A 12,749-nucleotide genomic window follows, 5' to 3' on the forward strand; every position below is an offset into this window, starting at 1 on the left:
TATATCGCTAAATCGAAAAATTGCTTGTTTATTAAAAGCAAAAAACTCGCCAATTCTTGACGAGTTTCTCTCAAAGTATGTAATTTTCATGCTTATCGATGCCTTTTTTTCCCCTCTTTTTTCACTAAAAGATAAATCCCAATTAAAACTAATGCGGCTGGCCAAAATTTCCATGCAAGTGACACGCTATTTTCTAAAAAACCAAACCATTCGGCTACTTTATCGTAAAAAAGTAGCAGTCCTGCCAAAATCAAAAAGAGCAACCCTTGAAAAAGGCCAGTGCCGAGCTTTTGATAGCGCAGCAAAAAGCCAAGCGCGATAATTAAAATAAAGGCACCAATATGATCTGGCCAAACAGCAAGCTTATTGACGACATGAAAATGAATCCCGAATCCTAGCAAGATTGTCCCAGGCAAAATCGCTTCATAATCTTTTCCGAGGTAAGCTTGACCTAAAAAAGCAATCCCGACAATGATTAATAAGGTTGGCCAAGTATAAAATTCTTTAAACAAGTTTATTTGTGTCTGTTGTAGGTAAAAATAAGCCCCAAACCCTATTAAAATAATTCCTGGAAAAATACGTTGATTTTTCATCCTTCTACCACATCCGCTTCACTTGAATCTCTTATGTTTTTTTGATACTGTACATAAGGAAGGATTTTTTGTCGAATAAAAAATAAATGAAGGAAAGCGACTATGCGGAATTTTTGGACAAGTCACTTTTCTACCATATTAACATAGGAATTCGAATTCTGTTCACATTTTTTGCGTAAAAAGCGAAAAATGCCGTGCTATAATCTTACTAGGGTATTAAGTATATGTATTTAGGGGGTGTTCGGTAGATATGCATATTTTAGTTGTCGGAATAAATTATAAAACGGCCCCTGTCGAAATCCGCGAGCGGTTAACTTTTAATCCAACTGATTTAGGTAATGCTATGGAAAGGCTGCAATCCAAAAAGAGCATCCTTGAAAATGTCATTATTTCAACATGTAATCGTACGGAAATTTATGCGGTCGTTGACCAATTGCATACTGGCCGATACTATATAAAGGAATTTTTATCAGAATGGTTTCAGATTGCGCAGGATGATTTTGCACCATATCTTTTCATTTATGAACAAGACGGAGCTATAAATCATTTATTTAATGTTACTTGCGGTTTAAATTCAATGGTTCTTGGGGAAACGCAAATCCTTGGTCAAGTCCGGACCAGCTTTTTGCAAGGTCAAGAAATGAAAACCACCGGAACCGTTTTTAATCAGTTATTTAAACAATCGATTACTCTTGCTAAAAAAGGACATTCAGAAACTGATATTGGTGCCAATGCTGTTTCCATCAGTTATGCAGCGGTTGAATTAGCGAAGAAGATTTTTGGTAACCTCCAAAATAAACATGTGCTCATAATGGGTGCAGGTAAAATGGGAGAGCTGGCGATTCAAAACTTACACTCCAATGGGGTAAGTAAGGTCACAGTCATTAATCGAACCTTTGAAAAGGCGCAAAATCTAGCCAATCGTTTCAATGGAATCGCGAAAACGTTACAAGAGTTACAATGTGCATTAGTAGAAGCCGACATTTTAATCAGTTCAACAGGTGCAAAGGATTTCGTCATTACGAAAGAAATGATGACGCATGTGGATAATCTTCGCAAAGGGAAACCATTATTTATGGTTGATATTGCTGTTCCACGTGACCTTGATCCACGTCTTGCCGAACTGGACAATGTCTTTTTATATGACATTGATGATTTAGAAGGAATTGTCGAAGCGAATATGAAAGAACGTCAAAAAGAGGCGGATAAAATTCGCTTAATGATTGAGGCTGAAATCGTCGAATTTAATCAGTGGCTTAATATGCTTGGAGTTGTTCCGGTAATTTCTGCATTACGTGAAAAAGCCATTGCGATTCAAGAAGAAACGATGGAAAGTATCGAACGGAAACTACCTGATTTATCCGACCGGGATCTTAAAGTTTTAAATAAACATACAAAAAGTATTATCAATCAGCTGCTAAAGGATCCGATTTTACAGGCGAAAGAATTAGCGTCTCGTAAGGATGCCAATGAAGCGTTGGATTTATTTATCAAAATCTTTAATATCGAGGAACATGTGAAAACTCAGCAAGTTCATAAGACAGCCGATACCAAACATGTAGTGGTCAATGTAACACAGGCTTCCTTACAATCATAGAGAGAGGTTTGGAGCTATGTACGACATCTATTTTACAAGGCTGCATGAACTGACTGTCATCCTATATGCCCTGGTCGTCCTTTTATATTTTGTAGATTTTCTTCAGCATAACCGGAAGGCGAATAGAATTGCCTTCTGGTTACTTGCATTTGTATGGATTTTGCAAACGTCCTTTTTAATTTTATATATGTTAAAGACAAGTAGATTCCCTGTTTTAACCATCTTTGAAGGGCTTTATTTTTATGCTTGGGTTCTGGTGACCTTAAGCTTAGTGATTAATCGATTATTAAAAGTGGATTTTATCGTCTTTTTTACAAATATATTAGGGTTCGGCATCATGGCTATTCATACGTTTGCCCCTATGCAGCTGGATTCAATCAATATGGGTGAACAATTAATCTCCGAATTGCTCTTAATTCACATTACGATGGCGATTTTATCTTATGGCGCTTTTTCCTTATCATTTGTTTTTTCCTTACTCTATTTGATTCAATATGATTTATTAAAAAGGAAAAAATGGGGAACAAGACTGTGGCGGATTTCTGACCTTTCAAAACTTGAACATTTTTCATATCTATTAAATATCATTGGCGTACCGATGTTGATTTTAAGCTTGATTTTAGGGATTCAATGGGCCTTTTTAAAAGTACCCGATATGAAATGGTACGATTCGAAAGTGTTAGGGTCTTTTGCCGTTTTAGCGGTTTACAGTGTGATTTTATATTTGCGCACAAGAAAAGGTGTTTCAGGGAAAAGGTTATCGATTTGGAATATCGCTTCTTTTCTTATTGTTTTAATCAATTTTTTCCTTTTTGGTCAATTATCATCCTTCCATTTTTGGAACTCGTAACTTATAGGAGGCTATTATGCGAAAAATTATTGTCGGTTCAAGAAAAAGTAAATTAGCATTAACACAAACAAATTGGGTCATTCAGCAATTGAAAAATCTTGGCGCTCCATTCGAGTTCGAGGTGAAGGAAATTGTTACAAAAGGCGACCGAATTTTAGACGTAACCTTATCCAAGGTTGGCGGTAAAGGTCTGTTTGTAAAGGAAATCGAACAGGCGATGTTGGACAAAGAAATTGATATGGCTGTACACAGCATGAAGGATATGCCGGCTGTTTTACCGCCAGGATTAATGATTGGGAGTATTCCCAAACGTGAAGACCATCGCGATGTGTTAATTTCGAAAGGTCATGTACCTCTTGAGGAATTGCTGGCTGGGGCAAAAATCGGCACTAGCAGTTTACGTCGTGCTGCACAATTGCTTGTGGAACGACCAGATCTTGAAATTAAATGGATTCGTGGCAATATTGATACAAGATTAGCAAAACTTGAGACCGATGAATATGATGCCATTATTTTAGCTGCAGCTGGCCTTTTCCGTATGGGCTGGGCTAAAGATGTGATTACTCAGTTTCTATCAACTGAAATTTGCTTACCTGCTGTTGGTCAAGGTGCGCTATCGATTGAATGTCGTGAAGAAGATCAAGAGCTTCGTGAATTGTTGGCTCAATTTACTGACGAAAGCACGGATCTAGCTGTAAGGGCTGAAAGAAGCTTCCTTAACAAAATGGAAGGCGGTTGTCAGGTTCCGATTGCCGGCTATGCTTTTATCAATGATGAAAAAGAAATTGTCCTAACTGTTTTAGTAGCTTCTCCAGATGGTTCAATCATCTACAAGGAGGAAGTGAAGGGGACTGACCCTGAAGCACTTGGGGCACAAGCAGCTGACTTACTAATTGAGCGTGGTGCAAAACAATTAATCGATCAAGTGAAAGCGGAGTTAGATAAATAATGAACGGGCACCTTCCACTTTTAGGAAAAAAGGTACTAGTGCCGCGTGGAAAATACGAGTCAAAATCTTTTTCAACATTAGTGGAAAAATATGGGGGAGTTCCGTTGGAAATCCCTCTCCTTGCCTTTCGGCCGATACAGCCATCCATCGAAACTGAAACCATTTTGAAAAAAGTAAATACATACGACTGGATCATTTTTACAAGTAATGTAACGGTGGAGACATTTCTTTCTTTTTATCAAAATGGGGCTCCAACATTACCGAGAGTGGCGGTAATCGGCAAGAAGACTGCTGAAGTACTCTCTCAAAAGGGTTATCAGGCGCAATTTATACCTGAAGAATATGTTGCCGAAGGGTTTGTAGAGGAATTTTTACCATTGGTTGAATCTGGAATGAAAATTCTAATTCCAAAAGGAAATCTGGCTCGCGACTATATTGCTCAATCGTTAAAACGGGGCGGAGCGCATGTGGATGAAGTCATTGCTTATGAAACGTACATGCCCGAGGATAGTAAAAGTCAATTGAAATCGGCTATAGCTAACGGTGAAATCGACATTTTACCATTTACTAGCCCATCCACCGTCGAACATTTTATGGATGTTATCAATGAATACGAATTGCATCGCGAATTGGAAAATTATATCATTTCTTGTATAGGACCTGTCACGAAGGAAAAGATTGAATCGATGGGACTGCGGGTTGATGTCATGCCAGAAATCTATACAGTGGAAGATATGTTAAAGGAAATCGTCATCTATCTCCAAAGAATACATTAATGGAAGGGTTGAAATACCATGGAATTAAACTTTCATCGACACCGTCGATTAAGAGCTACTGAAAATATGCGTTCATTAGTACGCGAAACGAACTTACATATCAATGACCTTATCTACCCGTTGTTTATTATTGAAGGGGAAAATATTAAAAATGAAGTCAAATCTATGCCAGGTGTGTATCAAATTTCCCTTGATAATCTTCAAGTAGAAATGGATGAAATCGTAACATTAGGGATTAAATCGATTCTTTTGTTTGGAGTGCCAAATGAGAAGGATGAATTAGGTCAAGGTGCTTATCATAATCACGGACTTGTACAAGAAGCCACTAGACTTGTAAAAAAACATTACCCGGAAATCATTGTCATTGCTGACACTTGTTTATGTGAATACACAAGCCATGGCCATTGCGGTGTAATTGAAGGCGACAAAGTCTTAAACGACCCATCCCTACAATTATTAGTGCAAACGGCCATTAGCCAAGCAGAAGCGGGTGCAGACATCATCGCTCCTTCCAATATGATGGATGGATTCGTAGCAGCGATTCGTCATGGTTTAGATGAAGCTGGCTATGAGGATATTCCCATCATGTCCTATGCAGTTAAATATGCCTCTTCCTTCTACGGCCCATTTCGTGACGCAGCTGATAGTACGCCACAATTTGGTGACCGCAAAGCGTATCAAATGGATCCAGCTAATCGCTTAGAGGCGCTTCGTGAAGCTGAATCAGATGTATTAGAAGGCGCAGACTTCCTAATGGTGAAACCTGGTCTTCCTTATCTGGATATCGTTCGCGATGTAAAAAATAATTTTAATCTACCATTAGTGATTTACAATGTAAGTGGCGAATATTCGATGGTAAAAGCGGCTGCTTTAAACGGCTGGATTGATGAGAAGAAAGTCGTGATGGAGATGTTGACTGGTATGAAACGAGCTGGCGCAGATTTAATTATTACTTATTTTGCGAAAGACGTAGCTCGTTGGTTAAGAGAATCTTAAAATAGACCGAAAAGAGGTATTTGCACATGCGTTCTTATACTAGATCAATTGAAGCTTTTAAAGAAGCAGTAAACCTAATGCCAGGTGGGGTTAACAGTCCGGTCCGTGCCTTTAAATCGGTGAAGATGGATCCAATTTTTATGGCAAGAGGAAAAGGCTCAAAAATTTATGATATCGATGGTAATGAATATATTGACTATGTACTTTCTTGGGGGCCTCTGATTCTAGGTCATACTAACGACAGAGTGGTCGAAGGAATTAAAAAGGTAGCAGAACTTGGAACAAGCTTCGGAGCACCTTCTTTAGTTGAAAATGAACTTGCTAAGCTAGTGATTGAGCGCGTTCCTTCTATTGAAATCATTCGAATGGTTTCATCAGGTACCGAAGCAACAATGAGTGCGCTACGATTGGCTCGTGGTTACACTGGCCGCAATAAAATTGTGAAATTTGAAGGCTGTTATCACGGCCACGGCGATTCGCTTTTAATCAAAGCTGGTTCAGGTGTAGCGACTCTAGGATTACCTGATAGCCCTGGAGTGCCTGAAGGTGTAGCTAAAAACACAATTACAGTGCCTTACAATGATTTAGATAGCTTAAAATATGCATTCGAACAATACGGGGAGGACATCGCAGGGGTTATTGTGGAGCCGGTTGCAGGTAACATGGGTGTCGTTCCACCACAACCTGGTTTCTTAGAAGGACTTCGCGAAGTAACTACGCAGTACGGTGCGTTATTAATATTCGATGAAGTGATGACAGGCTTCCGCGTTGGTTACAACTGCGCCCAAGGATACTTTGGAGTTACCCCTGACATAACTTGCTTAGGAAAAGTCATCGGTGGCGGACTACCAGTTGGTGCTTATGGCGGACGCGCTGAAATCATGGAAAAAATCGCTCCAAGCGGCCCGATTTACCAGGCGGGAACTTTATCAGGTAACCCACTAGCGATGACAGCAGGGTTAGAGACATTAAGTCAGCTTTCTCCTGACAACTATGTTGAATTTGAACGTAAAGCTGATATCCTTGAAAAAGGAATAAAGGCAGCGGCTGAAAAATATGATATTCCAAATTGGATCAATCGCGCCGGCTCGATGATTGGCTTCTTCTTTACGAACGAGCCTGTGGTGAATTACGAGGCAGCGAAAACATCTAATCTCGATTATTTTACAACCTATTATCGCGAAATGGCGAACCAAGGCGTCTTCTTACCGCCATCACAGTTCGAAGGCTTGTTCCTTTCAACCGCCCATAGCGATGAAGATATCGCCAAAACCTTAACAGCTATCGAAAATGCTTTTGCGGTGATTAGAGGCTAAATGCTGGCAAACTCCCACTTTTGTAGTGGGAGTTTTTTTGTTTTTGTTGGATGAAATCCTATCATAAAAATCACACGTCGTTCATAGAGTTTAATGACATGGTGATTTTACGTTAAAGGATTAGAAAGGAGGAGTCGCTTTGTCTCAAGAGAACCAATCGTTTTTACGATTTTCTTTAGAGGAGTCTGTCTGGTTTCAAAGAGGACAGGAAGTCGAGGAGCTATTATCGCTCTCACTTGATCCGAATATAACAATTCAAGAAAGTGACCAGTATGTAACCATTCGAGGTACTCTCGATTTAACTGGAGAGTATAAAACCTATTCCGAAACGGACCCAGACCAGCAGGTCCCGTCAGCACAACGCTGGGTGCAAAGAGTGGAGCAACGGGAGGAAGGCGTATGTGAGTTTGCCCATCAATTCCCGGTGGATATTACGATCCCTACTTATCGTGTTCGCGAGATAAGTGAAATTGATGTGTTAATTGAAACGTTTGATTATGCCTTACTTGAGCGCAGCTGTTTAAAATTAACAGCGGAACTCAATATTACCGGCCTTTACGGTGAACAATCAGCAAAGAATGATGTTGAACAAGAACGTGAAGAGGAGCAGCTAGAAGAAATAGAGGTAACTCAAGTCTATGAATTCTCTCATCGCAATCAACCAGAAGAAGAGGAAGACACTGACTTTGAGGTATTTGAAGTAGAGGCTAGAATGGATGAGCCCGCTTTTCCGGAACCAACCCTGGCGGAATCCTCTTCCTACCAGCCAATGTCACCAGAAATTTCGTTCGCTGCCTATCGTAGTCAACACCCGCATACTACCGAAACAGCGGCGCCAGTGCAGGTGACACATGTTGAGGTTGAATCAGCGACGATTGCAACTCACCATGGGGAAGAAAGTTCAGAGTCCTCGTCCTCGTCCTCTTCAAACATTGTTGAAAAATTTGTTAAGAAAAAGCTAGCTAATAAAAAGAGCATGTCGATTTCAGAATTTTTAGCCCGCAAAGAAGGCGATGACCATGCAAAGATGAAGGTTTGCATCGTTCAGCAAGGAGAATCAGCCGAAATGTTAGCAGAACGATATGCTTTACCTGTTCAACAGCTATTAAAAGTGAATAAAATGGAGCCAAATCAAGATGTTTATGAGGGGCAAGTCCTTTATGTCCCGGCTTCTTCCAAAAAATAGACGTTGAATTTAGTGAGATAACAGTGAGCGGGTTGTATAACCTGCTCTACTTTTTCTATTTGTGTTGTCGAGTGTACCGGCGCTTTTAGGCTTAGGCGCTCCCCGGGATGAAAGTGAGTTGGCGACAAAATGAATGAACAAAATCTAGAGCAAATCCTGCAGCATTATGATATTAGAGCACATTTTATCGAGAAATTCGGGAAAATTTATAAGATTTATTCCGAAAAAGGAACCTTTGCATTAAAATCAATCCCCATCCAGCATGGTGTTGACTTTATCAAACATGTACATTTCCTCTATCAGAAAGGCTATAACCGAATTGTTCCGATTTATCCGACCTTTGATGGACGTTATGCGGTTATTCACGGTAATTCTTTATATTACTTAATGCCTTGGTTAAGTAATGATGAAAAGGAGGACCATAATGAACGGCCGCAACAGATGTTCCGTGAATTAGCTAGATTGCATGCGCTGTCGCAGAAAGAGGTACAGATAGATAAAGAGGACAGAGAAAAGCATTATGAGCGAACGAAGCAGCAGTGGGAAAAGGATTCTGAGTTTTTGGAAGGATTTATCGAGTCCTGTGAAAAAAAAATCTATATGTCTCCATTTGAGCTTCAGTTTTGCCTTTATTATCATGATGTACGCCAGGCACAGCGGTTTGCCATCACCAAGCTAGGAGAATGGTACGAGGCGACGAAGGATCAGGAAAAAGTGCGAACGGTGATAAATCATGGAAAAGTGTCGACCGAGCATTTTCTGTACGATGAAAAAGGCTATGGTTTTTTTGCTAATTTCGAAGAGTCGAAGCTTGGATCACCGATTCACGATGTCTTGCCGGTGCTATTTCGATCGTTAAGAGGGCATATGAGACAATCGGAAGATGTTCTTACTTGGTTATATGATTACTATTTTAAATATTTCGCGTATAAGGATGATGAGAAACTATTATTGTTCAGTTATTTTTCCTATCCAAATTTGCTGGTTCGGCTAACAACGGAGTATGTACAAACAACTGATAAGAAAAACGAACGAGAATATTCGCAAAAATTGCAGCGACGATACTGGCAGCTAAAAAACACCGAATATGTGATTGGGAGAATGATGCAAATCGAAGAACAATTGAAGCAAAAAAAGGAAGGAGCCCCGCAATCATAAACCGGTAGGCTCCTTAAATTATTTCCATGTATAAAGCGATGGCCAGAAGAATAAATACACTTAATAGCAACACATCAAAAGTAGTCGGAATAATAATCGTCCGGATTCCTTGAAAAATACAAAAAGGAATGATAAACTGATTGGCAATCGCTCTACATTTTCTAAGCCAAGGTGGTAGGGTATAAGGGTTGTATTTTCGCATTTAGTAGCACCCCTTGTTTGTTAATTATTATTAATGTATGATGGTCGCTTTTAAAAAGTGTCTTATTTTTTCAGGAACGAAAAAAGGATAAGCCGAATATTTTATAAAAAATATGGTTATCATGATTGACGACATCGTTATTTTTCAGTAGTATAACTATATAAAATTTACCAACAGGCTTTGATAGGGAGAGTAAGTTGGATTTCTATTTCAAGAGAGGGAAATGAAACGCTGCGACATTTCCTAAATAGACCCATCTGAAAGTCACCCTGGAGCTTCTTCTGTCAACGGATTTCATCCTAGTAATGGAAGACGGAATAGACCGTTATCTAACTCGAGAGCCAACATGACCAGTTTGTGTGTTGGAAAAAAGGTGGTACCGCGAATACAACTCCATTCGTCCTTTTATTAGGCGAATGGAGTTTTTTTATTTTTCAAAAGGAGGAAACCCAATGGAAACAACAGAACTAACCATGCCTACTAAATATGACCCGAAATCGATTGAAAAGGGTCGCTATGAATGGTGGCTATCAGGTAAATTTTTCGAAGCAAAAGATGACCAAAGCAAACAACCATATACAATCGTAATCCCACCACCAAACGTAACGGGAAAACTTCACTTAGGACACGCTTGGGATACAACATTACAAGATATCCTAACACGCATGAAGCGGATGCAAGGCTACGATGTACTCTGGCTCCCTGGAATGGATCACGCCGGAATTGCCACTCAAGCAAAGGTAGAGGAAAAGCTTCGTCATGAAGGTAAATCCCGCTATGACTTAGGGCGCGAAAAATTCGTTGAAGAAACATGGAAGTGGAAAGAGGAATATGCAAGCCATATCCGCCAGCAATGGGCTAAGGTAGGCTTAGGTTTAGATTACTCGCGTGAGCGCTTCACCCTCGATGAAGGTTTATCCGATGCCGTACGTGAAGTTTTCGTTAAACTTTACAGAAAAGGACTTATCTATCGTGGCGAACGAATTATTAACTGGGATCCGTCCACGAAAACAGCACTATCTGATATCGAGGTTATTTACCAGGATGTTCAAGGTGCGTTCTATCACATGCATTATCCATTAACAGACGGTAGCGGTAGCATTGACGTAGCAACAACAAGACCGGAAACCATGCTTGGTGATACGGCGGTAGCTGTTCATCCAGAAGACGAACGCTATAAACATCTCATCGGTAAAACCGTTAAGCTTCCAATCATTGGCCGCGAAATTCCAATCGTTGCGGATGATTATGTGGATATGGAATTCGGTTCAGGAGCAGTTAAAATCACTCCTGCACATGATCCTAACGACTTTGAAATTGGTAACCGTCATAACCTGGAAAGAGTTTTAGTGATGAACGAAGACGGCACCATGAATGCCAATGCTGGACAATACCAAGGTATGGATCGTTTCCAATGCCGAAAGCAAATTGTCAAAGATCTTCAAGAACAAGGCGTTTTGTTTAAAATTGAAGAACATTTACACTCCGTTGGTCATTCCGAGCGCAGTGGTGCAGTAGTTGAGCCATACCTTTCAACCCAATGGTTCGTAAAAATGCAGCCACTTGCTGACGAGGCGATTGCCCTACAAAGCAAAGAAGATAAGGTTCATTTCGTTCCAGACCGTTTTGAAAATACTTATATGCGCTGGATGGAAAATATCCGTGACTGGTGTATTTCTCGTCAATTATGGTGGGGACACCGAATCCCAGCTTGGTACCATAATGAAACGGGCGAGGTATATGTTGACCACGAGCCACCAGCCGATATCGAAAACTGGACACAGGACAACGACGTTTTAGATACATGGTTCAGTTCAGCCCTTTGGCCGTTTTCAACAATGGGCTGGCCAAATACGGAATCAGCGGACTATAAACGTTACTATCCAACGGACTGCTTAGTAACAGGTTATGATATTATCTTCTTCTGGGTATCGCGAATGATTTTCCAAGGTATAGAATTTACTGGTCAACGCCCATTTAAAGATGTTTTGATCCACGGTTTAGTTCGTGACGCAGAAGGCCGTAAAATGAGTAAATCATTAGGCAACGGGGTTGACCCAATGGATGTTATCGATCAATACGGTGCTGACTCCCTACGATACTTCTTGGCAACAGGAAGCTCACCTGGTCAAGACTTACGCTTTAGTATGGAAAAGGTGGAGTCGACTTGGAACTTTGCGAATAAAATCTGGAACGCATCTCGATTTGCTCTCATGAATATGAACGGTATGACGTACGATGAAATCGATCTTACCGGCGAAAAATCAGTGGCTGACAAATGGATTTTAACTCGTTTAAATGAAACCATTGAGACAGTAACTAGACTATCTGACCGTTATGAGTTCGGTGAAGTGGGTCGCGTTTTATACAACTTCATTTGGGATGACTTCTGTGACTGGTATATTGAAATGGCGAAGCTGCCACTATACGGTGACAACGAAGCCGCGAAGAAAACGACCCGTTCCATACTTGCCTATGTTTTAGATAACACGATGAGATTATTGCATCCATTTATGCCGTTTATTACCGAGGAAATTTGGCAAAACCTTCCTCATCAAGGTGAATCAATCACAACGTCAGCTTGGCCAACCGTTAACCAAGAGTTAATCGACACGGAGGCAGCAGGTGAAATGAAGCTGCTTGTTGAAATCATTCGTGCGGTAAGAAATATTCGTGCCGAAGTGAACACACCTTTAAGTAAAAAAATCAACATATTCTTAAAAACGAAGGATGCTAACATCACATCAGCATTAGAAAACAACCGCGGCTATCTCGTTCGTTTCTGTAATCCGGATGAGCTTCACATCGGAACAGACTTAACGACACCTGACAAAGCCATGACAGCCGTTGTAACGGGCGTAGAAATCATTCTTCCATTAGCGGGACTAATCAATATTGATGAGGAAATCGCTCGTCTCGAGAAGGAACTAGGAAAGTTAAACAGTGAAGTGGAACGCGTTCAGAAGAAACTTTCCAACGAAGGTTTCGTGGCTAAAGCACCTGAAAAGGTAATTACCGAAGAACGTGCCAAAGAGCAGGATTATTTAGAAAAGCGCGCAGCTGTTCAAGCGCGGATTGATGAATTAAAAAACAGTTAATTATTTAAAAAGACGAACTCCAGCTATC

Annotated in this window: 11 protein-coding genes and 1 other annotated feature; of the genes, 9 read left to right on the forward strand and 2 right to left on the reverse strand. The window is 40.4% G+C overall.

Annotation, left to right across the window (positions count from 1 at the left end; translation table 11 throughout):
* Nucleotides 1–92: 92 nt before the first annotated feature.
* A complete protein-coding gene (locus ACX9YW_RS10965; RefSeq protein WP_460346212.1) occupies nt 93–593 on the reverse strand; it encodes a LiaI-LiaF-like domain-containing protein in 501 nt (166 codons plus the stop codon).
* A gap of 250 nt (nt 594–843) precedes the next feature.
* On the opposite strand from ACX9YW_RS10965, the gene hemA reads away from it, so the two are divergent.
* The 8 genes from hemA to ysxE all read left to right on the forward strand — a co-directional run bounded on the left by hemA (nt 844) and on the right by ysxE (nt 9,421).
* Nucleotides 844–2,190, forward strand: a complete 1,347-nt coding sequence (gene hemA, locus ACX9YW_RS10970) for a glutamyl-tRNA reductase (protein ID WP_460346214.1) — start codon at nt 844–846, stop codon at nt 2,188–2,190.
* 16 nt (nt 2,191–2,206) lie between these two features.
* A complete protein-coding gene (locus ACX9YW_RS10975) occupies nt 2,207–3,040 on the forward strand; it encodes a cytochrome C assembly family protein (protein WP_460346216.1) in 834 nt (277 codons plus the stop codon).
* A 16-nt stretch (nt 3,041–3,056) separates the two neighbouring features.
* On the forward strand, nt 3,057–3,989 hold the full coding sequence (gene hemC, locus ACX9YW_RS10980) for a hydroxymethylbilane synthase (RefSeq protein WP_460346218.1): 933 nt from the start codon (nt 3,057–3,059) through the stop codon (nt 3,987–3,989).
* Complete coding sequence (locus tag ACX9YW_RS10985) at nt 3,989–4,765, forward strand: uroporphyrinogen-III synthase (protein ID WP_460346220.1); 777 nt, start codon at nt 3,989–3,991, stop codon at nt 4,763–4,765. Before hemC ends, ACX9YW_RS10985 begins: the two co-directional genes overlap by 1 nt.
* Nucleotides 4,766–4,783: 18 nt before the next feature.
* A complete protein-coding gene (gene hemB / locus ACX9YW_RS10990; RefSeq protein WP_460346222.1) occupies nt 4,784–5,761 on the forward strand; it encodes a porphobilinogen synthase in 978 nt (325 codons plus the stop codon).
* A 26-nt stretch (nt 5,762–5,787) separates the two neighbouring features.
* Nucleotides 5,788–7,077, forward strand: coding sequence for a glutamate-1-semialdehyde 2,1-aminomutase (gene hemL, locus ACX9YW_RS10995; RefSeq protein ID WP_460346224.1), 1,290 nt, complete (start codon nt 5,788–5,790; stop codon nt 7,075–7,077).
* Nucleotides 7,078–7,216: 139 nt separating this feature from the next.
* Nucleotides 7,217–8,263 carry a stage VI sporulation protein D gene (gene spoVID / locus ACX9YW_RS11000; RefSeq protein ID WP_460346226.1) on the forward strand — a complete coding sequence of 349 codons (1,047 nt, stop codon included), beginning with the start codon at nt 7,217–7,219 and terminating at the stop codon, nt 8,261–8,263.
* A gap of 129 nt (nt 8,264–8,392) precedes the next feature.
* Nucleotides 8,393–9,421 carry a spore coat protein YsxE gene (gene ysxE, locus ACX9YW_RS11005; RefSeq protein ID WP_460346228.1) on the forward strand — a complete coding sequence of 343 codons (1,029 nt, stop codon included), beginning with the start codon at nt 8,393–8,395 and terminating at the stop codon, nt 9,419–9,421.
* Nucleotides 9,422–9,434: 13 nt separating this feature from the next.
* On the opposite strand, the gene ACX9YW_RS11010 is transcribed toward ysxE, so the two are convergent.
* Nucleotides 9,435–9,623 (reverse strand): YszA family small membrane protein, encoded by a 189-nt coding sequence (locus ACX9YW_RS11010; protein ID WP_460346230.1) that lies wholly within the window; start codon nt 9,621–9,623, stop codon nt 9,435–9,437.
* Nucleotides 9,624–9,794: 171 nt separating this feature from the next.
* Nucleotides 9,795–10,031: a binding site (T-box leader), on the forward strand.
* A gap of 44 nt (nt 10,032–10,075) precedes the next feature.
* On the opposite strand from ACX9YW_RS11010, the gene ACX9YW_RS11015 reads away from it, so the two are divergent.
* Nucleotides 10,076–12,721, forward strand: a complete 2,646-nt coding sequence (locus ACX9YW_RS11015; protein ID WP_460346232.1) for a valine--tRNA ligase — start codon at nt 10,076–10,078, stop codon at nt 12,719–12,721.
* Nucleotides 12,722–12,749: the final 28 nt, after the last annotated feature.

Source organism: Pseudoneobacillus rhizolycopersici, assembly GCF_054786815.1.